The following is a 24,456-nucleotide window of genomic DNA, read 5'->3' on the forward strand; positions in this document are numbered from 1 at the left end:
TCTGTTTGAAGCAGGAGGTCTGATGTTGCTGGGAGATCCACCCACATTAGTCTGGAAATGAGCATTGACGAGGCAGCGGAAGATCGACAAACGACCTTTTTCAGGGAGCGGCTGTAAAAAACGCTGTAAACAGTGCAGCCAATAGGCGGCTAAGCCGTTGAAAAGCGGGTGTAGCTCAATGGTAGAGCAGCAGCTTCCCAAGCTGACGACGAGGGTTCGATTCCCTTCACCCGCTCCATTCTTTTTCGGGTGTTATCCCGCCCCTTCCAGCTCCGCGCTTGTTAGCACGCGCGCGACGATGCGGGGGAGGGTGATGTGCAGTGTGTTGGCCCGGTCCTTCTCTGACAATGCGGCGACAAGGTCTGAGACAATCGTCACGTCGTAGTCCAGCTCGACGGCCATGCGCGCCGTGGAATCGACATCGGCATTCACCACGCCGCCTGCGATGATGACATGGCCGATATCCTTCGCCTCCAAAAGCTCGGCGAGGTCCGTGTTGGTGAACGCATTGAGGCCGGCATATGGATGAGAAAGACTGTCGGACGCGTTCCTCAGCTCTTCAGGGATTTGCCCGCCATCCCGATCGATATCCAGCGCGCCTAGCCGGATTTGTTGGCGAAAGAAACGAGCGCTTGAGCCCTTCGCCTGCGCCGCATCCAGATCGACCGGGGAGTGCACGATGTGCCAGCCCTTGGTGCGGCTTGCTTCGAGAAAGGTCCGCAGCACGGCAGACGCCACGGGGTGCTTGATCGTCCTCTGCCACGCGCTTTCGGGATCGAGAAACGCTCTTTGAGCGCCGAGCACGAGCACGCATGTGCGCGTGGGATCAAAGCGCGCGTAAGTGGCCATCTTCCTGCGCACGAGCCATTTGCCTGTGCGATCGACGAGGCGGGCGATCATCGGGCGGCGCCCGTCACCAGCTGCTCGACCGAGATCACCCGGTCGGCGCATACGGGAAAGCCGCTTTCCATGGCTGCACGGTGATCTGCCATAGTCATAGCGGCCAGTGCATCGGACAGAATGGTCACATCGTAGCCAAGCTCGATCGCGCTGCGTGCGGTCGACTCGACGCATGTGTTGGAAAGGCACCCGCAGAGCAGCAAACGCGAGATGTTTCTGGAAGCTAGGTGCTCGTGAAGATCGGTGCCGACAAACCCGCTCGACACCATGTGCTCGCTGGCAACAAAATCGCCCACTTCGGGCGAGACGGATTTGCGGAATTTCCCGCCCCAGCCGCTCCGGGCGAAAGTCTGGAAGATGCGCGCCAGATAGACCGACGGATTGAAATACCGGCGCCTATCGAACAGCCCCTTGCGGTAACGCGCGTGCGGCGCAAAGCAGATGTGAATGCTGTTATTGCGGCAGTAATCAATTGCCCGTTCGAGATTGGCATTGGTGCCCAGCGCCTTGATCGTCGCGCGGTTGAGCAGCCAACCCTTACCGCCCGCCGACAGGAAATCGTTATACGGATCGATGACGATCAGTGCGGTGCGAGATGGGTCGAGCGGGAGATCGGTCATTCTATTCCTCCCGCCCGCATCGCTCAGGCGTAAACGGCTGCGCGTTTTTCGCTCATCGCGGCGATGCTCTCGCTGAATTCGCTCGATTTCAGCTGGTCGGAGAATATGCGCCCTTCGCTAGCCATGCGCTCGGTTATTGCCGAGTTCTTGTCCCTCACCAATGCTTTCGTGTGCTTCATCGCGTTGGGCGCGCTTTCGGCGACCGAGCGGGCGATGGCCGCGGCGGCATCGGCGAACTCGCTCTCGTCGATGACCCGGGAGACCAGGCCCATCGCCAGAGCTTCCTGTGCCGTGAGAGTACGACCGGTCATGAAGACATCGTTGGCGGCGGCTGTTCCGATCACTTCGGGAAGAAGCAGCGAGGAGGCCGCTTCCGGCACCAGGCCGAGCTTGACGAATGGCGCGCTGAAGGTGGCGTTCGATGAAGCGAAAACGAGGTCGCAATGGAGCGTCAGAGTGAGGCCTACCCCGATCGCCGGGCCGTTCACCGCCGCGATCAGCGGCTTCGGACAATCCTTGATAGCGTGGAGGAATTGAACAACCGGCGGGATGTCGTGATCGGCAGGAGCGGTCGCGAAATCGCGCAGGTCGTTTCCTGATGTGAAATAATCCCCGTCGCCCTTGATCATTAGCGCGCGGTTTTCTTCATCCGCGGCGTAGGCATTCACGGCGTCCGCCATCGCCTGGTACATATCCTGGGTAATCGCATTCTTCTTGTCCGGGCGGGAGAAGGCTACGGTGACGAGGCGGTTATTTGTTTCGATGCGAATATGGTCTGTCATGCTGCTGTGCTTTCGATTTCTTGGAGAGAGGTGTTGTTTTCGACCACGGGTTCGGCCGCGTTGGTGATGTGCGTCAGGAACCGGGCAATCGTCGCGCGGTCCTCTTGCGAAAACGGCTCGAGCAGTTCCTCATTGATGGCTTTGGTGATGGGAAGCGATTGATCGACCATTTCCCGCCCGCGCGGCAGGATCGCGAGCATGATGCTGCGCCCGTCGCTTTCGCTGCGCTGCCGCTCGACAAGGCCGGCCTTCTCCATGCGGTCGACCATCCCGCTGAGCCCGGATTTGCCGAGTCCGACGCGGCGCGCGACTTCGCTGAGCGGCATGCTGCCAGTTTTGACGAGCAAGAACAGGATCGCCTGCTGGGCGGTCCCAAGTCCGATCGTTTCGCGCAGGCGTGCGTCGGCGGCGCGGAACAGCGCGCTGTGTGCAGCATGGAGCTGATCGAAGAGTCGCAGTCTGATCGCCATTTAATTCGCATACGAACTAAATTGCAGGATTTGTCAATGCCGCACGGTTCTAACGGCGACCCGGCAGCCTATTTCGGCGGCATACGGATCGCGCCATCCAAGCGGAACTGGTGCCCATTAATGTAGGAATTGCGGGCAATCTCGCAGATGAGCGAGGCAAACTCCTCCGGTTCGCCGAGGCGTTTGGGGAAGGGGACGCTGGCATTGAGCTGATCCCACATCTGCGGATTGCGGTCTTTCATACCGAGCATCAATGGTGTCGCGAAGATGCCCGGCATGACCGAGTTCACACGGATGCCGAGGTCCATCAAATCTCGCGCCATAGGCAGGACGAGGCCGTTTACGCCGGATTTGCAGCTTCCGTAGATGACCTGCCCGATCTGGCCATCCTGCGCCGCGACGCTGGCGGTGAGCGTGATTGCGCCGCGTTCTCCATCCTCGTTCACCGGATCGCTGTTCGCCATGCCGAGCGCGGAGAGGCTGGCAATACGGTAACTCGCGACAAGGATGCCTTCGGCGCCGAAGGCGTAATCCTCCGTTGGCAGGCGTTTGTAGCCACCGGTCGCCTTGTCGAAACCGATCGTCTTGCCGCGCTTCGATGTCATCGCGCAGTGGAGGGTCACGCGCTCCTGACCGTTCGCCGCGCGCGCGGCGGCGAAGCCTTCGACTGCGCTCGCTTCATCGGTGATGTCGACATGGTGATAGGTGCCGCCGATGGCTGCGGCGTGCTGCTCGCCCGCCTCATCATTAATGTCGAAGATCGCGACTTTCAGGCCCAGTTCGGCGAGGCCTGCTGCGCTTGCCCGGCCCAATCCCGATGCGCCGCCGGTTACGATTGCGGCCATGCCCTGTTCGAGTTTCATCGTCTCTCCTTCAATATCTTTCGCCGTTGCCTAGGCCGGTTCGAATGGCCATGCCACCCGCCAAATGAAGCAGTCGGCCCAGCAATGGCCAAGCGAGCATCGCGTGCTAAAGCGCCTGCCGATGTCGATTGTCCTGCCCACCCTGATCTCGGTTTTCGTGCTCTCACTGGGCGCGCGCGACCAGCTGATTGTCGGCCAGTTTTCGGACGCCGCCGGGCGCACAGGGCCGATGCTTGTGCTGGGTATCGCCGTCGCCGCTGTAAGCGCTGCAGCGGCCGCTTATGCTGGATGGAGCATCGCCGCGTTCGTCCCCTCGGACCCTGCGAGCCTCCTGCCGGTTGTCGCGCTGATACTGGCTGCGCTCGACGTGGCTATTCCGGTGCGTCTCAAGGCCATGAAGGAGCCCACGCGCAGCTATGTCGCCATCGCGGTCGTCCTGTTCGTACGCCAGCTGATGAGCGGGCCGCGTCTGGCGATCTTTGCGATCGCCGCTCTGGCAACCGACCTCTGGATGCCGATGCTCGGCGGCGTCTTGGGCGGGGCGATAGCGATCGCTGGCGGTTGGCACATGGGCAAGGATGGTCTGGAGCACCTGCCGCTGATCTGGATCAGGCGCGTTTTTGCGGCCAGTCTGATAGTTGCGGCATTCCTGATCGGATTGAACGCTTATTCCGCGGCCCTCTGATCGCCAAATGCGATAAGTGCGATTTGATCTCTCCGCGAAACCGAATGCCCCTTGCGCCGTTAATTGGCAAAGACACCGCGATGCGGAGGCAAGCGGCCTTTGCGTTCGACGCACATCCAACGTCAGGAGATAGACTAAATGGCAGACGCCAACGACAATTCGAAAACCGCGCTGATTTCAGAGCTGAACGGACTGCTCGCAGATCACTTCGCGCTCTACACCAAGACGAAGAACTTCCACTGGCACGTAAAGGGCCCGCGCTTTCGCGACCTGCACTTACTCTTCGACGAGCAGGCCATCGAAATTCGCGACCAGATCGATGATATCGGTGAGCGCGTGCGCAAGATCGGCGGCGATACGCTGACTTCGATCGGTTCGATCGCCAGCGCCACGCAGGTCAAGGATCAGGATTCCACATCGCTCGATCCCGATAGCATGGTGACCGAACTGCGCGACGACAACGCGGCGATGGTCAAGCGCTTGAAGGGTATGAAATCACTCGCCGAGGACGCAGGTGATAACGCCACGGACGGTCTTATCGACGATTGGACCGACATGGCCGAAGAGCGCACGTGGTTCCTGACATCGATCCTCGGATAAAGCGCTACGCGGCGCTCAGTCGCTAATACTCCAAAGGGCCGTTTCCGGTTAGCCGGGAGCGGCCCTTTTGCTATAGCGCGGTGCATGGACCCGATCACATTCGTTCACGGCGCCGCAGCGAGCGTCATTGCCGATTGGCTTGAAGCCCGGCTGGCGGCAGCGCTCGAAGCAACCGAAGGCGTCGTCGCGGTTACTATTCCAGGCGGATCGACACCGTTTCCCATCCTCGGCGAACTGGTGAAGCGCGAGCTCGATTGGGCCCGTCTTGATTTCTGGCCCAACGATGACCGGATTGTCCCTGAGGATCACACAGCGTCCAATACCGGGAAAATGCGCGCGCTGCTCGAACCGGCAGGTGCCACGGTCTGCGCGCTTTCGGAGAGCAGCGAGCCGCCGCCTTTTGCGCTCACCTGGCTCGGGATGGGGCCCGATGGCCACATTGCTTCGCTGTTCCCCAACATCGATCCGCAGCTTGACGATCCGCAATCCGTGCGCCGTCTCACGCCGGATCCGCTGCCCGAGCACGCGCCATTCGACCGGATCACGCTGACGCTTCCTGCTTTGCTGAAAACGGGCACCATCCTGTTCACGCTGGGCGGGGCGAGCGACAAGCGGGAGGTGTTCGAACAGGCGGCGGAGGGTGCGAACGATCTTCCCATCGCCCGGCTGCTGCGCGGTGCCGGAGCGCGCGGCGACATTCCGGTGACCTGCTTTACCTGATGCTCGGCCTGATCCCCGCTCCGATCCACCGCGCCATCATGCCGATCGCGCACAGGCTCCGCCACCGCTGGCGGCGTTTCCTGGGGAGACCGATTGCAGGCGTGAGTGTGGTCGTCACCAATCTGCAGGGCGACGTCCTGCTGCTGCGCCATTCCTACGGACCGAAAGTCTGGGCGCTGCCGGGCGGCGGCTTGAAGCGCGGCGAGGATCCGCAGGAATGCGCGAGGCGCGAAGTCCGCGAGGAACTGGGTATCGAGCTGAAAGCCTTGCACGAGGTTGCCCGGCTACATGAGGTCCTGTCCGGCTCGCCGCACACCGCTTATATCCTGACGGCGACATGCAATGTTCAGCCGAAGCCCGATCGCCGCGAAGTCGTAGAGGCGCGATACTTCCCTTCGCACTCGCTACCGGAGCCGCTCGGCGAACTGACGAAAGCGCGCATCGCCGCATGGAAGAAACGGGGCACAGCCTCGCCCTAGAGCAGTGAAAGCTGCGCACTATCGGGCGCGGGCTCGTCTTTCTCCCCATGGTCGAGGTTCGACAGGGTAAGCCCCATCAGGCGGATTGGCATGGGTAGCGGGAGCGCTTCCTCAAGAAGCTCCCTGCCAAGGCGCGCAAACTCGCGTTTGTCCTCGACCCAATGCGCCACCGACTTGGCGCGGGTCATCAATTGGAAGTCGGTGAATTTCATCTTGAGAGTGACGGTGCGACCGCGCGGCCGCTTCCCGTCCCGCTCGGCATTTTCCACGCGCTCCCACACGATATCCACGATGTTATCCAGCGTCTCGCGCAGCTGAGCGCCGCTCGAGATATCGTCGCTGAAGGTGCGCTCCCCGCCGATGGATTTGCGCCGCCGGTGCGCGCGCACCGGGCGCAGATCGATTCCGCGCGCGGCGCGATAAAGGTAATCCGCGAAGGAACCGAAATTGGCGCGCAGGAATTCGATGTCCTTCGCCGCGAGATCGGCCCCGGTTTCGATGCCGAGGCGTTTCATCTTTTCCTCCGCCTTGGGGCCAACGCCGTGAAACCGGCGGATCGGAAGCCCCGCCACGAAATCGGCACCCTGGCCAGGCCGGATCACGCAAATGCCATCGGGCTTGTTCTGATCGCTCGCAAGCTTGGCCAGAAACTTGTTGTAGGACACTCCCGCGCTCGCTGTCAGCTTGGTCTTTGCGCGAATTTCCTGCCGGATGAGTTCGGCGATCCGGGTTGCGCTGCCGATTCCGAGCCGGTCTTCGGTCACGTCGAGGAATGCTTCGTCGAGGCTCAGCGGTTCGACATGCGGCGTGTGGTGTTCGAAAATCGCGCGGATCTGGCGGCTGGCCTCCTTGTAGGCGTCGAAGCGGTGGCGCACGAAGATGAGATCGGGGCACAGCCGTTTTGCCGTGACCGACGGCATGGCGCTTTTCACGCCGAACTTGCGCGCTTCGTAACTGGCAGCCGCCACGACGCCGCGCCCGCCGGAGCCGCCAACCGCCACCGGCTTGCCGCGCAGTTCAGGATGATCGCGCTGCTCCACGCTTGCGAAGAAGGCATCCATGTCGACATGGATGATCTTGCGCAGTCCTGCTGCTTCGTCAGTCTCGTCAGTTGGGGGAGCGGCATCGGCCATTGCATGAGAATAGGAGCTTGGCGCGCGCGAAGAAACTGTTGCTGGAACTTTCCACCCGGTGGACGATTTTGTGCACATGCGAAAAGAACAGTGGTCTTCCGGCGAGCCTCAGGGCAAAGGGCCGCCGATGGCGATCACGTCCACCCCCCTTGCGCCAACCGCGAAACGCGGTGCGACGCGCGACCAGCGGACGATGGGCGAGACCGAGCTCATCTGGATGATGGCGCTGCTGATGGCTTTGCAGGCCTTCGGCATCGACGCGATCCTGCCTGCGCTGGACGATCTTGCGCTGGCGCTGGCGGTTGAGGGCAATGACCGGCAGTTCGTCGTCGGCGTCTACCTGCTGACGGCGGGCATCGGTGCGCTGGTGCCGGGCGCGCTGGCGGACAGGTTCGGGCGCAGGCCCATCCTGCTGGGATCGATCGGCGTCTATATCGCGCTATCCTTCGCGAGCGCTCTGGTCACGTCGTTCGAGGCGTTGATTGCGGTTCGAGCGGCGCAGGGCTTCTTCGGGGCAGGCATCGTTGCGCTTCCCCCGGCGATCATTCGCGACCGGGTGGGCGGCGACAAGATGGCGCGCATGATGAGCCTCATTTTCGTGATCTTCCTGATGGTACCCGCGCTCGCCCCGAGCATCGGTGAGCTGATCCTGTTGTTTGCGGACTGGCGAGCTATCTTCATCGCCATGGCCTTGCAGGGCATCATCATCGGCAGCTGGGTCTATTTCCGCCTGCCGGAGAGTCTGTGCGAAGAGCATCGCCAGCCAATTCGGCCCAAGGTTATCGCGGGCAACATGGCGCGCGCACTGAGCCTTCCCAGCGTCGTCGGCTATGTGTTCGGCAGCGCAGTGGTATTCGGCGCTCTGTTTGGCTTCATCAACTCATCGCAGCAGCTCATCACCGAGACTTTCGGCGCGGGCGACCTGTTCCCGATTGTGTTCGGCATCTGCGCCGGGTCGATGGCGCTCGCCAGCTGGTCGAATTCGCGCATCGTCGAACGCTTTGGCGCACGCCGGGTAAGCCACAGCGCGCTCATCGCCTTCATCATCGTGGCCGCCGTGCAAGTCTATTTTGCATTCCAGCCGGATGAGACGCTGTGGCAATTCGTTCCGCTGATGGCAGTGAACATGATGCTGCTTGGGTTCATCGGAAGCAATTTCGGGTCGATCGCGATGAACCCGTTTTTCGCCATCGCCGGCGCGGCAAGCAGCGTTCACGGATTTGTGCGCCTGACCATGGCGGCGCTGCTGGGCGCGGCCATCGGCTACGCCTACGACGGCACCGCGCAGCCGCTCGCTCTGTCGCTCCTCGCTGGCGGGCTGGTATGCCTTGCGCTGGTGCTGTTCAGCGAAAAGGGCAAGCTGTTCGGTCCGCCCGAAGACGAGATGGGCCCCGGCGCTACGCTAGCTGAATAGATATTTTTCGGCATGCCATCCGGCATGCCATTTCCTCGCTCATGCGACCCGAAGGTCGCGTCGCTGCGGGCGGGCGGTTGCCCTTGCGGCCCTGAGGGCCGATCAACGCTCACTCTCGAGCTTCCGCCAGCCGAGCTCGGCGAACTCGCATAGCAGGGGCCGTGTGTCGCGCGGGTCGATGATGTCCTCGACATTGAAGCGTTCGGCGCTGCGGAACGGCGAGGTGACTTTCGCCAGCCGCATCTTGATCGCCTCGAGCTCGGCTGCCGGATCATCGCTCGCTTCCAGTTCGGATTTGTAAGCGACTTCCAACCCGCCCGCGATCGGCAGAGAGCCCCAATCGCCCGACGGCCAGCAGAACCGGTACTGATACCGGTCCGCATTGCTCATCGCGCTGCCTGCAATGCCATAGGCGCGGCGCAGCACGATGCTGGCGAGCGGTACGCTGGCGCGGTAGATCGCGTTCATTGCCTGCACGCCGTACCGGATCGTGCCCGCCATCTCCGCCTCGCGCCCGATCATGAAGCCGGGATTGTCGACCAGGTGGACGATGGGCAGTCGGAATTGGTCGGCAAGCTTGATGAAGCGTTCGACCTTTTCGGATGTTTTCGCCTCCCATGATCCGCCGAGATAGCTGGGATCGCTGGCCACTACTGCGACGGGCCAGCCATCGAGCCGGGCCAGTGCGGTAATCGCCGCCCGACCCCAGTTCCTGCCAATCTCGAACACGGTGCCCTGGTCGAGCACCATCTCCATGCATCGGCGCATCGAATAGACCGCTTTCGGATCGTGCGGGACTAGGCCGAGCAGTGCTTCCTCGCGGCGGTGGACGGGATCGGTGCAATTGGAGCGGCGCGCGAGTTGGCCGACATGTTCGGGCATGAAGGAAAGGAAGTGCCGCGCGCGCGCGAACGCCTCGCCCTCCGATCCGACCTCGTCATCGACCACGCCGTTGCGGGTGTGAATGTCTGCGCCGCCGAGTTCTTCTTTGGCCTGCGCGTGGTCCTTCGCCTGCTCGTACCCGGCCCCCATTGCATCGACCACGGCAGGTCCCGCGGCGAACAATTGCGAGAGCCCGCGCATCATGATCGAATAATGGCTCGCCACCGTCCGCGCCGCGCCGAGCCCCGCTGTCGGGCCGAGCGCCAGCGCAACCACCGGAACCGTATCGAGGTTCTCAACCACATCGCCCCAGCCGGGCACGGCGGGAATGTATGTCGCGCCGATCTGCTCGAGCGTCTTGACGCTGCCGCCGCCGCCTGTCCCGTCGATCATGCGGATGATGGGGAGCTTCAGCTCGTGCGCCATCATCTCGGCCTGCACCATCTTGCGCGCAATGCCCGCATCCGCCGCGCCGCCGCGAATGGTGAAATCGTCTGCGGTTGCGACGACCGGGCGGCCGTTTATGGAGGCCTTGCCGAACAGGAACGGAGCAGGGGTGACGCCTTGCAGGTCGCCGTTTTCGTCATAGTGGCCTTTACCGGCGATCTTGCCGATTTCGCGGAAACTGCCCTCATCGCAGAGTGCCGCGAGCCGCGCGCGGGCATCCATCTTGCCGCGGCCATGCTGGCGCGCAACCTTGTCAGCGCCGCCCATCTCCTCGGCCAGCGCTTCGCGGCGGCGAAGTTCTTCGAGTTCCTTGGCCCAGGTGCTTGGCGCGCTCATGGCAGCATCATCGGACCGATCTTGGTCATCCACGCGGCGAGCGAAGCGCCGCTGCCCAGCGCCACCCCCATAAGCACTTTCCAATCGAACCGTTTGTAAAGCAGCCAGCCGGTCAAAGTGAGCGCCAGCACACCGGCGATGACAAGCAGGACATCCGGCCATCCCAAGGTGATTGCGATATGCGCCTCGTCGGAGTTTTCCGGGTTACCTGCCACGTACAAAAGCGCGATCGCACCGGAACGGAATAGCGCCGTGAACGCCAGCGCTCCGCCGACGAGCGAATCTCTCGCGCTCAATGCCCAAATGCCGAGCATTCCCATGGCCAAGGTCGCCAGCACTCCCAGCAGCGCCGTGATCCCGACGGGAACGATCGGCGCTATCGCGCGCGCTGCCTCCGTGTCGCCCGAATTAAGTGCCTGCCAGAAGCTCTGCATTCCCTCGAAACCGCTGAACGCATAAGCGAGCGTGGGGTTGGGCAGACCGAAAGCGATATAGCCGAGATAATGCGCTGCCTCATGCACCAGAATGGTGGCCGGCATTAGAATGGCGGCGAAAAGCGCCCCGGCAATTGCTTCGCGCACGCGGCTCAGCCCTCGTCCTCGGGTTGGACAACGCACAGCACCGCCTCGACCTGCACTTGTCCACCTTCGCTGGCGGAGAGCTCGGAGACAGTCCCGTCAAACGGCGCGGTGAGCGCGTGCTCCATCTTCATCGCCTCGAGCACCATCAGGCGCTGGCCTGCGGTGACAGTATCGCCCTCGGCCACATCGACCGCGATGACCTTGCCCGGCATAGGGGCGAGGATCGCTCCGTCGGCGGCGGAGGCTTGGCCGGTGCCGCGAACCGGGCCGGATGAAAAAGCAAACGTGAAACCGTCGAGCGGAACTATCGCCTGCTCGCCACGTACCCATCGGAAAGAGTGCCCGAGTTTCGCATCGATTTTGAAAGTGTAGGACTCTCCACTATGATCGCGAAGAACCGTCGTTGTTTTGTGTGCGGCATTTAATCGAAAGTTTGAGAGGCCTGTCTCGATCATCTGGTCGGGGCCTTCAGACGAAAAAGGTGATGCGCTTCCAGTTAGCGCCTGATGTGCGGCGTTCAAAGCGTCCAAATCCGGTGTAGGCGGGGAAGATAGCTGCTCAAGATTTCGATCTATGAAACCGGTGTCTAGCTCGGCTTTCTGAAACGCCTCGGATCCAAGCAAATTGTATAGAAATCCTGAATTCGAGGTAACTGGCCATACGGCTGTATTCGCCAACTCGGCTTGCAATTCCATCATTGCGTATTCCCGGTCATGTGCGTGGGCGATGACCTTCGCTATCATTGGATCGTAGAACGGAGATATTTCCGAACCAGTTTCGACCCCTGTGTCTACGCGGAGTTCGAACAGTGACTCGTCCAAGCTGAATACGTCCAACCGCCCCGTGCTCGGCAAAAATCCCTTCGCCGGATCCTCCGCATAGAGCCGCGCCTCAATCGCCCAGCCGTTGATGCTGAGCTCTTCCTGCTTCAGCGGGATCGGCTCGCCGCTTGCGACGCGCAGTTGCCATTCCACCAGATCGACACCGGTGATCTCCTCGGTCACAGGATGCTCGACCTGAAGCCGGGTGTTCATTTCCATGAAGAAGATACAGTCGGCGCGCAGGCCTTCGCTGGCGTCGGCGATGAATTCGATGGTGCCCGCACCCTCATAATTGACCGCTTTGGCAGCGCGCACGGCGGCGGCGCAGATTTCTTCGCGCGTCGCTTCGTCCATGCCCGGCGCGGGGGCTTCCTCGATCACCTTCTGGTGGCGGCGTTGCAGCGAGCAGTCGCGTTCGAACAGGTGGACAACATTGCCGTGGCTGTCGCCGAAGACCTGCACCTCGATATGGCGCGGCGAGGTGATCCATTTTTCCAAAAGGACTTCGTCATTGGAGAAGCTGGCCTTGGCTTCGCGCCGGCAGCTTTCGAGTGCGGCCTCGAAGTCCTCGGGAGCATCGACCTTGCGCATGCCCTTGCCGCCACCGCCTGCGACGGCCTTGATCAGAACGGGATAGCCGATGGCGTCGGCTTCCTGCTTCAGGCGCTCGACCGACTGGTCCTCGCCGAGATAACCCGGCGTCACCGGCACGCCCGCCGCGATCATCTTTTCTTTCGCCGCGTCTTTGAGGCCCATCGCGCGGATGCTTTCCGGCTTCGGCCCGACCCAGATCAGTCCGGCATCAATAACCGCCTGTGCAAAGTCAGCGTTCTCGCTCAAGAAACCATAGCCCGGATGGATCGCCTCAGCGCCGGTCTCCTTCGCCGCCGCGATGATCTTTTCGCCGACGAGATAGCTTTCGGCAGCGGGCGAGGGGCCGATGTGCACCGCCTCGTCGCCTTGGCGCACATGCAGCGCCTTGGCATCGGCGTCCGAATAGACCGCGACCGTCGCCACGCCCATTTCCCGCGCGGTGCGGATGATGCGGCAGGCGATCTCGCCGCGATTGGCGATGAGGAGCTTGGCGATCATTGCTCCGGTGCTCCCAGACAGCCTTCCTCGATATGGCTGTATGCGATCCCGGCGATCTTCCATTCTCCTTCTACCCGAACGAGGTTGAAGACGTTGGTGCCGCAATGCGAGCGAACGCCGTTGATCAGGAAATCGAAATTCGCGACGACTGTCGCAACCGGGCCTTCTTGCATCACCCGCATATCCCAAATCGGTTCTGCGATATCGGATCCGGTTGCGGATATGCCCGAGATCAAGGTTTCGAGCGGTTGGGTCCGCAATCGGTCCTCGCCATCCTGTTCCTCGATTACAGTAACGGTCGCGCCTGCGATCGACTGGCTCGCCATGGCGTCTGCATCCTTCGCGTTGAATGCTGCCATGAAGCCCTCGACTGCCGCGGCCACACGGGCTTGCTCGGCTGCGGCATCGGCTGGATCGGCGGCTGCCGGGGCGGCGGAGAGCAGCGCGAGCGCTGCAAAAGCTGAAAATCCTCTCATGGCCCGAAGCGCTACGCCAGCAGGCCTTTCGCTTCAAGCCTTGGAGGGCGTGGCCGAATTTGGCCGAAAATCGGCGATGCCCCATGTGATCGGGTCGGCGGGTGGTTTTTCGCGGTTGATTGCTGCGGACAGGAATGCGCGCGCGCCGTGCCATGCCTTTTCCCAGCGGGGCACATAGGTGCGCGAATTCCACGCCTCGGTGCCGCGCGCGCGGACCTTGCGCCCGATTGCCCCGTAAATGCGCGCGGCCGAAAGCACCGCCCAGCGGCTGCGGAAAGGCAGGCGCGCTGCGCCGACGCGGGCCGCGGCTTCATGCTTTTCGACGAGGTGGACCAGCCGCGCGGCCATTTCGGCAAGTTCCTCGCGGTGGTGCGGCTTCGTATGCTGGCCGGGCTCGATATCCTGCTCGACCAGCCACATTGCGGGGAGGTAACAGCGGCCCGCCGCATCGTCCTCCACAATGTCGCGCGCGATGTTGGACAGCTGAAAGGCAAGGCCGAGGTCGCACGCCCGGTCGAGCGTGTCCTGATCGCGTGGGTCGACGCCCATCACCACCGCCATCATCACCCCGACCGCGCCAGCGACGTGATAGCAATAGCGCATCATGTCGGCCTTCGTCCGCGGGCGCCAATCGTCCGCATCGAGCGCAAAGCCCGCGATGACATCCTCCGCCATGGCCCGCGTCAGGCCGCATTCGCGCGACACCACGCCGAGTGCATCGAAAGAGGGATCGCCGGTCGGCTCGCCAGCGAACGCCTTGTCGGTGAGCGAACGGATCAGCGCGAGCCGCTGTTCGAGGTCGGACTGGTCGCCAAGCTCGCCGCCCATCACCTGATTGTCGGCGATGTCGTCACACTGGCGGCACCAGGCGTAGAGCAGCCATGCCCGCTCGCGGGTCTCCTCGTCGAACAGGCGCGATGCGGCAGAGAAGCTGTGCGAGCCGTGCTTGATCACCCGGTGGGCATGATCGACCAGAGCCGCCCGGCGTTCGGGATCCACGGTCATGGGCGCAGCCTGACCACGCATGACTAAAGCTCTTCGGCTTTCATCTTGAAGATCGGCGTGTGCGGCTTGTAGCTTTCCATCTTGGAGAGAAGCTCGCTCAGCGTGTCGGCAGAAATCAGGATGTTCTGATGCGCCGGGCGGACAAAGCCGACCGCCGCCATCTTGGCGTTGAAGCGGATGAGATCGTCGTAAAATCCAAAGGCGTTGAGCAGGCCGACCGGGTCCGAGTGATAGCCCAGCTGTGCCCAGCTCATCGCCTCCCACAGCTCGTCCATCGTGCCGACGCCGCCAGGCAGGGTGACGAACCCGTCGGAGAGGTCGGTAAAGCGCTGCTTTCGCTCGTGCATGCCGCTGACGGTAATCAGTTCATCGCAATTGTGGTTGGCGACTTCCGAATTGACCAGCGCCTCCGGGATGACACCGATAACCTCGCCGCCAGCCTGTTTGGCCCCGTTCGCAACCGCGCCCATCAGGCCAAGCCTGCCGCCGCCATAGACAACGCCGATACCGCGTTCGGCAAGCCCCGCGCCGACGTCGCGAGCGAGTTCGAGATAGCGCGGGTCTTCGGGAGAGGCGGAGCCGCAATAGACGGCGATACGTTTCATCGTGCTCATGCGGTGGCTTTAATCGCCAGGTCCTCCAGCACAATACCTGCGGTCGCTTTCGCGCTGCCGACCACGCCTGGGATACCCGCGCCCGGATGAGTGCCTGCGCCGACGAGATAGAAATTGTCGATCACGTCGTCGCGGTTGTGTCCGCGCAGATAGGCGCTCTGCCACAGCACCGGCTCAAGGCTGAAGGCGCTGCCCATATGCGCGTTGAGATCGTGCTTGAAATCCTTCGGCGCATAGCTGAACTTCGTCACGATCCGGTCGTGGATGTCGGGGATCAGGCGGCGGCCGATCTCATCGAGGATCATCTTTTCAAGCTTCGGCCCGACCTGGTCCCAATCGACCGGCATCTTGCCCATATGCGCGACGGGGACGAGCGCGTAGAACGTGCTCTTGCCCGCGGGCGCCATGCTTGGATCGGTCACGGTCGGGTGGTGGAGGTAGATTGAGAAATCCTGCGGCAGCACGCCGTGCTTGTAGATGTCATCGACGAGACCCTTATAGCGCGGGCCGAACAGGATCATGTGATGCGCAATTCCCGGCCATGCTCCTTCAAGGCCGAAATGGACAACGAAAAGCGAGGGTGAATAGCTCTTGCGGTTCAGTGATTTGGCGTATTTCCGCCCGCGCTCGGACCCGCGCAGTAAATCCTTGTAGGAATGCATGATGTCGGCGTTCGAAGCGACCGCATCGAAGCGCTGTTTCCAGCCGCTTTCGGTTTCGACCTCGGTCGCCCTGGTGCCGAGCGTGTGGACTTCCTTCACCCCGTCATCGAGGCGCATTACGCCGCCGAGCCGTTCGAAATGGCGCACCATTCCGGCGATCAGACGATTGGTTCCGCCGCGCGCCCACCACACGCCGCCATCCTTTTCCAGCTTGTGGATCAGAGCGTAGATCGATGAGGTTTTCATCGGGCTGCCGCCGACGAGCAGCGTGTGGAAACTGAAGGCTTCGCGCAGGCGCTCATCCTTGATGTAGCTCGATACGAGATCGTAGACGCTGCGCCACGCCTGTTTCTTAACCAGCGCCGGTGCCGCTTTCAGCATCGATTTGAAATCGAGGAACGGCTTGTGCCCGAGCTTCACATAGCCCTCTTCGAACACCCCTGCGGAATATTCGAGGAAACGCTGATAGCCGACAACGTCGTCCGGATTGAGCTTGGCGATTTCGGCGTTCAGCTCGTCTTCGTCATTCGAATAATCGAAATTGGTGCCATCGGGCCAGTTGAGCCGGTAGAACGGATGGACCTTCATCAGCTCGACATCCTCGGCGATGTCGTGGCCGGTCAGCTCCCACAATTCCTTGAGGCAAGGCGGGTCGGTGATGACGGTGGGACCGGCATCGAAAGTGAAGCCGTCCTTTTCCCAGAAATAGGCGCGGCCGCCGGGCTTGTCCCGCTTTTCGACCACCGTGGTCGCGATGCCGGCCGATTGCAGCCGGATCGCCAGCGCCATTCCGCCAAAGCCCGCACCGATCACGCAGGCGGTCTTGCCTTCGTATTTCTTCGCGATGTCGGGATTGATGCCCTTGCCCGCGCCGCTCGACGGAGACAGGTTGAGGCCGGGCGTATCGTGCATATCGGCGTTCATGCCGTTTTCTCCGATTTGAGGGGTTTCCCTCGCTTGAACATCGCGGTCATCGCGCGAAATATAGATACGGGCGGATTGCCCCAAAGGACGCGGACCCGGTCGAACCGCGAAGAGCGCGCCGCGTAAAATCGCTCGATCAGCCCTTTGCGAAGGCTGTAGAACCTCTGGAATACGTTTACGCGCGCATCCGGGTCCGCTGCGAAGAACAAAAATCTTCCCAGCAGGCGGTAATATCCGGTGCTGCGCCAATGGCGGCGCGCACGCGACTCCATGATTTCCGCGAGCCGCTCTGCGGGTAGATCGGCCTTTTCCGCGATGGCAAGTGCGTTTCCGACCGCTATCGGAATGGTATAGCTGGTAAGCGGATGGGTGAAGCCGCCGCGCGCGCCCGCGATCACCACGCCGGGAATGCGCACTTCGTCCTGATAGGCGGCAAAGTCGCCGCCGGTCAGCACCGGCAGTACGCCGCTTTCATGGCCGACGACCGCGTGATCATCCCACCCGTGAGCGTGCGAATAGCTGTCTATCCGTGAAGACAGCATCGCGCGGTCGAGCAGAGGCTCATCCGCGTAATAGGTATCCTCGACGAACACGTCCTTTTCCCCAAGCGGCAAGACGTAGACGAACCGGTACGCGCCGCCATTGCCGTGCGGGGCCACCTGTTCGACATCGGCATCCATGATCACGGGGCGCTCGACACCGTGGCTGCCGGGCAGGCGCATATGACGGCCGACGAAGACCTGCCATCCGCCGCGCAGGTGCTTGCTCGGGGTGAAACTGCGGCAGTCGATCACGGTGCCCGCCGCGATGCGCGTGCCATCCTCGAAATCGACGCCTGCGGCATCGAGCGACGCGGCGCGGCGTCCCAGCTGCAAGGTGCCTTCGGGCAGCACAGCGGACAGCGCTTCGTGGAAGTCCGCCGATGACATCGACCGGTACCCGGTTTCGAGCGTGCGCGAATATTTCGGGAAGCGCACGTCGTATCCCTTGTCCCACTCGGTCTGCGGGATCGGTTCGAGCAGCGCCTTGCCAACCTTGTCGAGGTCGCTTTCAAACCAGCTCCAGCGGTGATTTCCGCCCAGAACGGTGCCCCCTTCGATCAGGGCAATATGGCGACCGGGATGACGCTGATGGAGGGCAAGGGCGATCAATCCGCCGGCCAGGCCGCCGCCAACGATCGCGATATCGAACTGTGAGTCGGTCATTCGACGCTCGCCCTAGGCGAACCGGCGCTTCCGGGCAATGTCACTGGCACGGCTTGATATTTCGCCGCATCCGGAGCGCTTCCGGGCGAGTAACTCTGGAACGGAAAACGCCAGCGTTCATTAAAGTTCGGTCTGGCAGAGTGATGCCGGTCTCTAGGAGCGTCCTTCAATGTCCAAACTACGTTTGCTCTCGCCGGCAACAACCTTTGCCGCATGCCTAGCCTTTGCCGCTCCTGCCGCCGCCACGAGCGGCACGGGTGAGGAGAAAGGCTTCGACCTGGCCGAAGCGGAGAGCGAGACCAGCGCGCAGCCACAGGACAGGCCGCAGGGACAAACACAGGGCAGCGAGCGTCAAGGGCCGCCGGGCGGATTTCCCGGCGGGAAACCAGTGTTCGACGACACATGGGCAACCATCGGCATTGGTGCAGGTCTGGTGCCGAGCTATTCGGGGTCCGACAATTACATCGTCTTTCCATTGCCGCTGATTGTTGGCCGGGTGGCCGGTGTGGGTGTCAGCCCCAATGGCCCGGGCTTCGCGCTCGATTTCCTGTCCGAGGCGCCGACGGGTGCGCCGCCAGAGACGACCTTCTCCTTCGGTCCGGCATTCCGTTTCCGCAACGACCGCGATGGCAATATCGAAGACCCGGTGGTCGAACTCACCGAAGATCTTGAAACCGCGATCGAGGTGGGCGCGCAGGGCGGGGTGACTTTCCCCGGCGTGTTCAAAAGGGGCGACCGGCTCTCCCTCAACACGCAGGTGCGCTGGGATATCCTTGGCGCGCATAACGGCATGCTGGTTGAACCGAGTGTCGGATATTTCACGCCCATCGGCGGCGGTGTCGCCTTGCAGTTGTCAGGTAATCTCAGCTTCGTCGACGATGATTTTGCCGATTACTATTACACGGTGACGCCGCAGCAGAGCGCGGATAGCGGGTTGCCGGAATTCACCGCCGATGGCGGGCTCAACAGCGTCGGCGCGCTCGCGATCCTCACCGTCGATCTGGACGGGAACGCGCTGAATGGCGGGTTCAACATTTACAGCATTGCCGGTTATTCGCGACTGATCGGCGACGCGGCGGATACGCCGTTCACTTCGATCCGCGGGAGCGCGAACCAGCTGATCGGCGGCATCGGGGTCGGGTATACATTTTAATTCTTGACCCTCAAGCGCCGGGCGCGAGCCATCCGGCTCGCTTGGCTACGCGGCATTAGCCGCGGCGGCCGGTCGGCCTTGCAAACCCATGCGGGTTCGAATGGATCACCTCGAGATACGGCGGCGCGAGCCGTCGCAATCGCGACTGCGCGCCCGCAGCGACGCGACGGGCAGGTCGCGTGAGCGAGGAAATCGCACCCCGGATGGGGTGCGAAATCAAGATCACTTAATCCTCGCCGTTGCCCTCGTCGGCACTCGCACCGACAGCGCCTTCTGCGAGCTGCGGGCGTGAGGCCGGGAGCTCGGCGCGGCGGTCGCCGGTTTTCAGGTAGGTGTCGAACCAGCGCATCATACGCAGGTTGTAATCGTACCGGCTGGCGGCGAGGCGGTTGCCGTGGCCTTCACCCGGATAGAAGACGAGGCGTACCGGCACTTCGGGCTTGCGCACTTTCAGCGAGCGATAAAGCTCCAGGCTTTGGCCCGGATCGACGCGGGTGTCTTCCTCGCCGTGCATGATGAGGATCGGCGTGTTGGCCTTGTCGACGTGATAGACCGGCGACACTTCGAGCATCGCGGTCCAATCATCCCACGGCCAAGCGCGGCTGTGCACGTTATACATTTCGTAGGGAATGTCTCCGGTGCCGAACTTCGATACCTGGTTTGAAATGCCCACGAACATCACGCTCGCAGCGTATTCGTCGGAGTGATAGGTCGCGCCCCACGCACTGGCATAGCCGCCATAGGAACCGCCGGTGATGCCGGTGCGGTCGGTGTCGGCGATCCCGTCAGCGACGAGTGCGCGCTTCGCATCGACGATGTCGGTGAATTCGGGATCGGTGTAATTGCCCTGGTGCTGCTTCGCGAAGGCGACGCCATATCCGGTCGACCCGCGATAGTTCGGCAGGAATACGGCATAGCCCTGACCCGCGGCGACCTGACCGGGCTTCGAATAGGCGGTCTGCCAGCCATTCGATTCGTGCGCTTCCGGTCCGCCGTGGACGTTCATGATCGTCGGAGCGCCGCCAGCAGGCGCGCCGCCGACCGGCTCGATCAGCACGCCTTCGACCTGCTGACCGTCGCGCGCGGTGTAGGTGTAGGCGCGCTGCTCTCCGAAAGTGATCTCGCTGAGCCAGGGATTGTGCGTGGTCCAGCGGTCGAACGAGCCGTTGTTGAGAACGAACAGCTCGGTCGGGTGCTTCGGCGAATTCGCGGCGACGGCGATGCGGTCACCCTCGGCCTCGATCCGGGTCAGGATAAGCTCGCCCGGGTCGATTTCCTCGAGCAGATTACCCGCGGCATCGTGCATCCGCAGAACGCTGCGAACGCCGATATGGACGATCGCGGCAAGGCGTCCGTCATCGAGCCATTCAGCATCGACGACCGCTTCCGCCGCATCGGGGTTGTGCGCACGGAATTCACCGGTGGAGGTATCGACGAAGTGCAGCGTCGTCGCCGCAGGGTCGTTCATGTCGACGCCAGCGATCAGCGAAAGCTGCGATCCGTCAGGCGAAATCTCGACATCGTCGATCTTGCCCGGCGTGGCGACTTCGGCGCGGACATTGCCGGTCGACAGGTCGATGATGTTGACCCGCTTCTTGGTAAAGCTGTCATCGACGAGCGGGGTCGGCGTCGTATCGATGATCGCGAAGGAGCCGTCCGGCGAGATGTCGAATGCGCTGACGAAGCCGGGCACGGCGATCTCGCGCGGGTTTTCATCAACTTCGCTGCCGACGGTCGCGGCGAACATGCGCGCAGGCCGGAACTCTTCTTCGTACACGCGCGCGTTGAAGCCGCCACCGGCCTGCTTTTCGCGCTGCTTGTCCTCGGCGGCACCGGTCAACATGTAGATCGTCGCGCCATCGGGGCTGTATTTGTACGACTGAACGCCAGCATCATCCACGCCAGCGAGCTTCACGTAAGTCCCGCCATCGACCGGCACGCCCCACACGGCGCGTTTGTCATCTTCGTCCGCCCACAGGAATGTGACGAACCGGCCATCGGGCGAAAACGCCACGCCTGCCGGGCTGATGTCGTCCGGCAGGTAGGTCCGGTCGAAATTGGGCGCCGTCGCAACCTTCAGCTCTTGCTGGAAACTGCCGTTCTCTTCACCCTCGGTGACGTCGGGCAGGGCCGATGTCGTGTAGGCGATGCGGCTGCCGTCCGGCGAGATAGCCATCGCGCCTACGCCTTCGAGCTTGGCGACGTCTTCTGGTGTCATCGGGCGGGCCTGCGCGGTCGCGGCGAGCGATGCACTGGCGAGCAGCGTGGCGGTGAAGGCAGTGGATTTCGCGATGGTGCTGGGCATGTCTGATTGTTGTCCCTGTTTGGCTGAATATTGCCCGCCTTCATAACGATCAGCCGGTGGATGGCAAATGAAGCGCCAGCGACGCGCCCGCTTTGAACTTGTGCTCGGCGCTCCTGCTTGCCATCAAGGCGAAAGAGAGAAGAGGGGCTTGTTATGAAATTCATGCGCGCATTCACAGTTCCCGCAGCGGCCGTGATCGGTCTGCTTGCGGCTCCAGCCGCTGCCGACACCACAGTGATCCATGCGGAAAGCGTGATTGCCGATGCCGAAAGCGAGCCGACCGGGCGCGCGACCGTGACCGTGACCGATGGCCGGATCGTAAGCATCGAAGATGGCTGGCAGGACGTGCCCGAAGGCGCGACGATGATCCATCTCGAGGGCAAGACGATCATGCCCGGCATGATCGATCTGCACACCCACCTGACTGGCGATCCGGGCGGCGATTTCTGGAAGGAAGCAACCGAGCCCGATGACTGGGGCGTCGTCGTCGGCGCCAAGAACGCGCGCCTCACCGCGCTCGCCGGGTTTACCACCGTGCGCGAAGCAGGCAGTGCGCAACATACCGCGTTTTCGCTGCGGCGCGGCACCGAGGAGGGGTTGATTCCGGGACCGCGGATCATCGCCGCCGGTCCGGCGCTCGCGATTGTCGGCGGACACGGCGATGTTAGCGGCTTCCGGCCTGAGATCAACGAGATACTGGACAGCGGCTACACCTGCACCGGCGCGGTCGAATGCGCAGAGAAGGTCCGTCTTGCGAGCCAAAACGGCGCCGATACGATCAAGATCACCGCGACCGGCGGCGTTCTCAGCCAGCAGGGCCGCGGTCTGGAAGCGCACTTCACCTTTGATGAAATGAAGAGCATCGCCGACACCGCAGACTCGCTCGGCCTAAAGGTCATGGCCCATGCGCATGGCGCGCGCGGCATCGAAATGGCCGCGAAGGCCGGGATCGATACGATCGAGCACGGCACATATATCGATGAGGCTGCTGCCGAAGCGATGGTCGAAAACGGCACCGTGCTCGTCCCGACCCTGATCGCGTTCCAAGGCATTTCGGAGCGGCTCGGCAAAGGCATCTACACCCCCGTTGTCGAGGAAAAGGTGCGCGCCGTTGCTGAAACAGCGCAAGTGTTCATGGGCAAGGCGCGCGACTGGGGCGTTACCATTGCGTTCGGAACCGACGCCGGTGTGTTCGACCACGGTCGCAACGCGCAGGAGCTTTCGCTGATGATGCAGCAGGGCATGAGCGCCCGTGAAGCGTTGGCGGCCGCGACAACGGGCGCAGCGCAGGTGCTCGACATGTCCAACGAGATCGGCCGTATCGCGCCGGGCTATTCAGCCGATATCATCGCGTTTGAAGGCAACCCGCTCACCGACATCACCGTTCTGGAGGATGTCGATTTCGTGATGGTCCGGGGCCGCGTTATCGAATAAAGCTGCTGCATCGGGCTGGATAAAAGATTGCCATGGGAGAACAGGCGATGAAGCTCCGATACCACACGACAGCGTTCGCAGCGGCCATTTCGCTTGCCTCCTGCACGGCGGAACATGCGCGCGAAGAGGTGGGTGAGCGCTCGCTGCCCGACCAGGCCCCGCTCACCGAGGCCGGGGCTAACGCGACCGCGATCCTCAACGCCGGGGTCAGCGCGAATATCGGCGATCCTGGCGATCCGGTAAAGTTCCTGTTCGATCCGATCTATGACAATCACTTCGGATCGCTCCAGCCGCTCGACATGGGTCTGATCGACCGGATCGTGTCGGGAGCGCCGCCCTATGACGGGGTCGACGCGGTGTTTGTGAGCCACGCGCATGGCGATCACTTCTCCGCGCGGCACCTGAACCGGTTGCTGGGTGCTCAGAGCGAAGTGAGGCTCGTAGCGCCAGTCCAGGCGGTGGACATGATGCGGGAGGATGATGGCTGGGATCCAGCCTTCGCCGCGCGCATCGATGAAATTTCGCTGGGCAATGGGGAGCAGGCGCCGCCTCTGACAATCGCGGGCGCTACTATCGAGGCGTTCCGGTCTCCGCATAACGGTTGGCCCGATCGCCATGCCGATGTGCACAACATCACCTACCGCGTCTCGGCGAGCGATGCCGCAGACGGAACGCACCGCGTGATGCATCTGGGTGATGCCGGAACCAGCACCGAGTTTTTCGAACCGCATTCCGAATTTCTCAGCAGCTCCCGCACCGGCCTTGCCATCGTGCCGTTCTGGTTTCTGCGCGAGGACGAGATCGATAGCCTGATCGATCGGACGCTGAATGCAGAGGCTGCTGCCGGTATGCACGTGCCGGTCGAGGAGCCGGGATGGCTTTCCGATAACGGCCGCCCATACTTCACAGAAGAGGGGCAGAGCGTACCGGTGCCAAGCGTCACAGAATAATGGTGCCGCAAAAAATTTTTCGTCCGGTGTAACTTTTCAGGCTCCGTCACCGAACAGCTGGCTTATTCTATCGAGAACCAGGGGTTAAACATGGTCTTTACCGCACACCGCGCGGCGCAAATCGTCGCATTCCTGCTTGTGTCCGTAGTCGCGACACAGGCGCTCTACACCGCGCTTTACCTTAGTGCACCGGACATCGTGCGTACGCCGATCTGGGGCGTCGAGGCGTTGCTGTTCCTGGGTATTGCAGCCTTTTCGGCGAGCCCTCTCGTGCAATCGCGCCTGCATACCGTCGGGTGGGGCGCGATCTTTGCCAGCGCGATCCTGAATGTGGTTCAGGTGGGCGTGGGCATCACGATGTTCGGCCCGTTTGGCGAAATGGCAGGCAATATAGACGCTGCGGGTCCGGCAGCCGGGGCAGTCGTCGCGTTTTCGTTCTTCGTCTACAACGCGGCCAAGGTGCTGCTCGGTTTTGCGGCGCTGACCTTCGGGCTCGGCCAGATGAGAACCGGCACCGGCGCGGCCAAGGTGATCGGCGTTCTCGCCGTACTCGCAGGCATTGCTGCGGTTGTGACGAACTTCATCGTGATGGCGTTCGGACGTATGGATGTTGTCCCATCGGGCGCGGCGGGCGTCGCGGCGACATTGCTGCTTGCCTTCACGCTGACCCATGCGGTGCGCGAGGACAGCGCCGAGGCGTAATCGCGGCGCTGGGCGGGCGACCAAAGCCGCTCGCGCCGATGCCGTAATCCACTGGACCATCCGCCGCTGCGTGGGTAAGGTGCGGCCATCCCCGGGGAGCCAGCTGGTGGCTGAGAGGGGCAGGTAGCGCTGCCCGACCCGTCGAACCTGAACCGATTAGCATCGGCGGAGGGAGTGGGCTGGTCGATGATCGCACGAGGC

24 protein-coding genes, 1 tRNA gene and 1 riboswitch are annotated in these 24,456 nt (G+C 62.5%); of the genes, 10 read left to right on the forward strand and 15 right to left on the reverse strand.

Going from position 1 to position 24,456, the window contains the following annotated elements; genetic code table 11:
* Positions 1–164 precede the first annotated feature (164 nt).
* Positions 165–238 (forward strand) — tRNA-Gly (locus IB285_RS01170).
* 14 nt (positions 239–252) lie between these two features.
* Here IB285_RS01170 and IB285_RS01175 read toward each other — a convergent pair.
* From IB285_RS01175 to IB285_RS01195, 5 genes are all read right to left on the reverse strand, one after another.
* Positions 253–900, reverse strand: coding sequence for an isochorismatase family cysteine hydrolase (locus IB285_RS01175; protein WP_190786447.1), 648 nt, complete (start codon positions 898–900; stop codon positions 253–255).
* Positions 897–1,520 (reverse strand): cysteine hydrolase family protein, encoded by a 624-nt coding sequence (locus IB285_RS01180; RefSeq protein WP_190786448.1) that lies wholly within the window; start codon positions 1,518–1,520, stop codon positions 897–899. Before IB285_RS01180 ends, IB285_RS01175 begins: the two co-directional genes overlap by 4 nt.
* A 23-nt stretch (positions 1,521–1,543) precedes the next feature.
* On the reverse strand, positions 1,544–2,302 hold the full coding sequence (locus tag IB285_RS01185) for an enoyl-CoA hydratase-related protein (protein ID WP_190786449.1): 759 nt from the start codon (positions 2,300–2,302) through the stop codon (positions 1,544–1,546).
* Positions 2,299–2,772, reverse strand: a complete 474-nt coding sequence (locus IB285_RS01190) for a MarR family winged helix-turn-helix transcriptional regulator (protein WP_190786450.1) — start codon at positions 2,770–2,772, stop codon at positions 2,299–2,301. The genes IB285_RS01185 and IB285_RS01190 overlap by 4 nt, the downstream gene beginning before the upstream one ends.
* A gap of 68 nt (positions 2,773–2,840) precedes the next feature.
* Entirely contained in the window at positions 2,841–3,635 is a 795-nt protein-coding gene (locus tag IB285_RS01195) for an SDR family oxidoreductase (protein WP_190786451.1), read from the reverse strand.
* A 64-nt stretch (positions 3,636–3,699) separates the two neighbouring features.
* Between IB285_RS01195 and IB285_RS01200 the strand changes: the two genes are divergently transcribed.
* From IB285_RS01200 to IB285_RS01215, 4 genes are all read left to right on the forward strand, one after another.
* A complete protein-coding gene (locus IB285_RS01200) occupies positions 3,700–4,320 on the forward strand; it encodes a hypothetical protein (RefSeq protein WP_190786452.1) in 621 nt (206 codons plus the stop codon).
* 138 nt (positions 4,321–4,458) lie between these two features.
* Positions 4,459–4,920, forward strand: coding sequence for a Dps family protein (locus tag IB285_RS01205; protein WP_190786453.1), 462 nt, complete (start codon positions 4,459–4,461; stop codon positions 4,918–4,920).
* A gap of 84 nt (positions 4,921–5,004) precedes the next feature.
* Positions 5,005–5,640, forward strand: a complete 636-nt coding sequence (locus IB285_RS01210) for a 6-phosphogluconolactonase (RefSeq protein ID WP_190786454.1) — start codon at positions 5,005–5,007, stop codon at positions 5,638–5,640.
* Positions 5,640–6,119, forward strand: coding sequence for an NUDIX domain-containing protein (locus IB285_RS01215; protein WP_190786455.1), 480 nt, complete (start codon positions 5,640–5,642; stop codon positions 6,117–6,119). The genes IB285_RS01210 and IB285_RS01215 overlap by 1 nt, the downstream gene beginning before the upstream one ends.
* On the opposite strand, the gene dinB is transcribed toward IB285_RS01215, so the two are convergent.
* Positions 6,116–7,252: a DNA polymerase IV gene (dinB, locus tag IB285_RS01220; RefSeq protein WP_190786456.1), complete on the reverse strand. Its 1,137-nt coding sequence runs from the start codon at positions 7,250–7,252 to the stop codon at positions 6,116–6,118. The genes IB285_RS01215 and dinB overlap by 4 nt on opposite strands.
* A gap of 76 nt (positions 7,253–7,328) precedes the next feature.
* Here dinB and IB285_RS01225 point away from each other — a divergent pair, with 76 nt between their 5' ends.
* Entirely contained in the window at positions 7,329–8,666 is a 1,338-nt protein-coding gene (locus IB285_RS01225; protein ID WP_407925596.1) for a multidrug effflux MFS transporter, read from the forward strand.
* A 102-nt stretch (positions 8,667–8,768) separates the two neighbouring features.
* Here the strand turns inward: IB285_RS01225 and IB285_RS01230 are convergent, their stop codons facing one another.
* From IB285_RS01230 to crtY, 8 genes are read right to left on the reverse strand one after another with little or no spacing between them, the layout of a single operon-like run.
* Positions 8,769–10,331, reverse strand: coding sequence for an acyl-CoA carboxylase subunit beta (locus IB285_RS01230; RefSeq protein ID WP_190786457.1), 1,563 nt, complete (start codon positions 10,329–10,331; stop codon positions 8,769–8,771).
* Positions 10,328–10,870 (reverse strand): hypothetical protein, encoded by a 543-nt coding sequence (locus tag IB285_RS01235; protein ID WP_190786458.1) that lies wholly within the window; start codon positions 10,868–10,870, stop codon positions 10,328–10,330. Before IB285_RS01235 ends, IB285_RS01230 begins: the two co-directional genes overlap by 4 nt.
* Before the next feature lie 47 nt (positions 10,871–10,917).
* Positions 10,918–12,825 carry an acetyl/propionyl/methylcrotonyl-CoA carboxylase subunit alpha gene (locus IB285_RS01240; RefSeq protein ID WP_190786459.1) on the reverse strand — a complete coding sequence of 636 codons (1,908 nt, stop codon included), beginning with the start codon at positions 12,823–12,825 and terminating at the stop codon, positions 10,918–10,920.
* A complete protein-coding gene (locus tag IB285_RS01245; protein WP_190786460.1) occupies positions 12,822–13,301 on the reverse strand; it encodes a nuclear transport factor 2 family protein in 480 nt (159 codons plus the stop codon). The genes IB285_RS01240 and IB285_RS01245 overlap by 4 nt, the downstream gene beginning before the upstream one ends.
* Positions 13,302–13,334: 33 nt before the next feature.
* Positions 13,335–14,306, reverse strand: a complete 972-nt coding sequence (locus IB285_RS01250; protein WP_190788941.1) for a phytoene/squalene synthase family protein — start codon at positions 14,304–14,306, stop codon at positions 13,335–13,337.
* A gap of 23 nt (positions 14,307–14,329) precedes the next feature.
* Positions 14,330–14,911 carry an LOG family protein gene (locus tag IB285_RS01255; RefSeq protein WP_190786461.1) on the reverse strand — a complete coding sequence of 194 codons (582 nt, stop codon included), beginning with the start codon at positions 14,909–14,911 and terminating at the stop codon, positions 14,330–14,332.
* Between the two features lie 5 nt (positions 14,912–14,916).
* Entirely contained in the window at positions 14,917–16,506 is a 1,590-nt protein-coding gene (locus IB285_RS01260; RefSeq protein ID WP_268888658.1) for a phytoene desaturase, read from the reverse strand.
* Positions 16,503–17,711: a lycopene beta-cyclase CrtY gene (crtY, locus tag IB285_RS01265; RefSeq protein ID WP_190786462.1), complete on the reverse strand. Its 1,209-nt coding sequence runs from the start codon at positions 17,709–17,711 to the stop codon at positions 16,503–16,505. The genes IB285_RS01260 and crtY overlap by 4 nt, the downstream gene beginning before the upstream one ends.
* A 169-nt stretch (positions 17,712–17,880) precedes the next feature.
* On the opposite strand from crtY, the gene IB285_RS01270 reads away from it, so the two are divergent.
* Complete coding sequence (locus IB285_RS01270) at positions 17,881–18,864, forward strand: MipA/OmpV family protein (protein ID WP_190786463.1); 984 nt, start codon at positions 17,881–17,883, stop codon at positions 18,862–18,864.
* Between the two features lie 226 nt (positions 18,865–19,090).
* On the opposite strand, the gene IB285_RS01275 is transcribed toward IB285_RS01270, so the two are convergent.
* The gene (locus IB285_RS01275; RefSeq protein ID WP_190786464.1) at positions 19,091–21,169 is read right to left on the reverse strand and encodes a S9 family peptidase; all 2,079 of its coding nucleotides are present in this window, start codon (positions 21,167–21,169) and stop codon (positions 19,091–19,093) included.
* Positions 21,170–21,331: 162 nt separating this feature from the next.
* On the opposite strand from IB285_RS01275, the gene IB285_RS01280 reads away from it, so the two are divergent.
* The 3 genes from IB285_RS01280 to IB285_RS01290 all read left to right on the forward strand — a co-directional run bounded on the left by IB285_RS01280 (position 21,332) and on the right by IB285_RS01290 (position 24,255).
* Positions 21,332–22,603, forward strand: a complete 1,272-nt coding sequence (locus tag IB285_RS01280; RefSeq protein ID WP_190788943.1) for a metal-dependent hydrolase family protein — start codon at positions 21,332–21,334, stop codon at positions 22,601–22,603.
* 47 nt (positions 22,604–22,650) lie between these two features.
* On the forward strand, positions 22,651–23,553 hold the full coding sequence (locus IB285_RS01285; protein ID WP_190786465.1) for an MBL fold metallo-hydrolase: 903 nt from the start codon (positions 22,651–22,653) through the stop codon (positions 23,551–23,553).
* 90 nt (positions 23,554–23,643) lie between these two features.
* Positions 23,644–24,255: a thiamine biosynthesis protein ThiC gene (locus tag IB285_RS01290; protein ID WP_190786466.1), complete on the forward strand. Its 612-nt coding sequence runs from the start codon at positions 23,644–23,646 to the stop codon at positions 24,253–24,255.
* Between the two features lie 82 nt (positions 24,256–24,337).
* Positions 24,338–24,448: riboswitch (TPP riboswitch) on the forward strand.
* Positions 24,449–24,456 lie beyond the last annotated feature (8 nt).

Origin of the sequence: Erythrobacter rubeus, assembly GCF_014705715.1 — a bacterium.
In the GTDB taxonomy this organism is placed as follows: Bacteria; Pseudomonadota; Alphaproteobacteria; order Sphingomonadales; family Sphingomonadaceae; genus Erythrobacter; species Erythrobacter rubeus.

Excerpts from the sequence above, each read along its gene's own strand:
- IB285_RS01245 (WP_190786460.1), bottom strand. The coding sequence starts at position 13,301 with ATGAGAGGATTTTCAGCTTTTGCAGCGCTCGCGCTGCTCTCCGCCGCC.
- IB285_RS01190 (WP_190786450.1), bottom strand. The coding sequence starts at position 2,772 with ATGGCGATCAGACTGCGACTCTTCGATCAGCTCCATGCTGCACACAGC.
- IB285_RS01255 (WP_190786461.1), bottom strand. The coding sequence starts at position 14,911 with ATGAAACGTATCGCCGTCTATTGCGGCTCCGCCTCTCCCGAAGACCCG.
- IB285_RS01215 (WP_190786455.1), top strand. The coding sequence starts at position 5,640 with ATGCTCGGCCTGATCCCCGCTCCGATCCACCGCGCCATCATGCCGATC.
- dinB (WP_190786456.1), bottom strand. The coding sequence starts at position 7,252 with ATGGCCGATGCCGCTCCCCCAACTGACGAGACTGACGAAGCAGCAGGA.
- IB285_RS01270 (WP_190786463.1), top strand. The coding sequence starts at position 17,881 with ATGTCCAAACTACGTTTGCTCTCGCCGGCAACAACCTTTGCCGCATGC.
- IB285_RS01225 (WP_407925596.1), top strand. The coding sequence starts at position 7,329 with ATGCGAAAAGAACAGTGGTCTTCCGGCGAGCCTCAGGGCAAAGGGCCG.
- IB285_RS01250 (WP_190788941.1), bottom strand. The coding sequence starts at position 14,306 with ATGACCGTGGATCCCGAACGCCGGGCGGCTCTGGTCGATCATGCCCAC.
- IB285_RS01230 (WP_190786457.1), bottom strand. The coding sequence starts at position 10,331 with ATGAGCGCGCCAAGCACCTGGGCCAAGGAACTCGAAGAACTTCGCCGC.
- crtY (WP_190786462.1), bottom strand. The coding sequence starts at position 17,711 with ATGACCGACTCACAGTTCGATATCGCGATCGTTGGCGGCGGCCTGGCC.
- IB285_RS01260 (WP_268888658.1), bottom strand. The coding sequence starts at position 16,506 with ATGAACGCCGATATGCACGATACGCCCGGCCTCAACCTGTCTCCGTCG.
- IB285_RS01280 (WP_190788943.1), top strand. The coding sequence starts at position 21,332 with ATGCGCGCATTCACAGTTCCCGCAGCGGCCGTGATCGGTCTGCTTGCG.
- IB285_RS01185 (WP_190786449.1), bottom strand. The coding sequence starts at position 2,302 with ATGACAGACCATATTCGCATCGAAACAAATAACCGCCTCGTCACCGTA.
- IB285_RS01180 (WP_190786448.1), bottom strand. The coding sequence starts at position 1,520 with ATGACCGATCTCCCGCTCGACCCATCTCGCACCGCACTGATCGTCATC.
- IB285_RS01285 (WP_190786465.1), top strand. The coding sequence starts at position 22,651 with ATGAAGCTCCGATACCACACGACAGCGTTCGCAGCGGCCATTTCGCTT.
- IB285_RS01235 (WP_190786458.1), bottom strand. The coding sequence starts at position 10,870 with ATGCCGGCCACCATTCTGGTGCATGAGGCAGCGCATTATCTCGGCTAT.
- IB285_RS01195 (WP_190786451.1), bottom strand. The coding sequence starts at position 3,635 with ATGAAACTCGAACAGGGCATGGCCGCAATCGTAACCGGCGGCGCATCG.
- IB285_RS01275 (WP_190786464.1), bottom strand. The coding sequence starts at position 21,169 with ATGCCCAGCACCATCGCGAAATCCACTGCCTTCACCGCCACGCTGCTC.
- IB285_RS01290 (WP_190786466.1), top strand. The coding sequence starts at position 23,644 with ATGGTCTTTACCGCACACCGCGCGGCGCAAATCGTCGCATTCCTGCTT.
- IB285_RS01210 (WP_190786454.1), top strand. The coding sequence starts at position 5,005 with ATGGACCCGATCACATTCGTTCACGGCGCCGCAGCGAGCGTCATTGCC.
- IB285_RS01205 (WP_190786453.1), top strand. The coding sequence starts at position 4,459 with ATGGCAGACGCCAACGACAATTCGAAAACCGCGCTGATTTCAGAGCTG.
- IB285_RS01240 (WP_190786459.1), bottom strand. The coding sequence starts at position 12,825 with ATGATCGCCAAGCTCCTCATCGCCAATCGCGGCGAGATCGCCTGCCGC.
- IB285_RS01200 (WP_190786452.1), top strand. The coding sequence starts at position 3,700 with ATGAAGCAGTCGGCCCAGCAATGGCCAAGCGAGCATCGCGTGCTAAAG.
- IB285_RS01175 (WP_190786447.1), bottom strand. The coding sequence starts at position 900 with ATGATCGCCCGCCTCGTCGATCGCACAGGCAAATGGCTCGTGCGCAGG.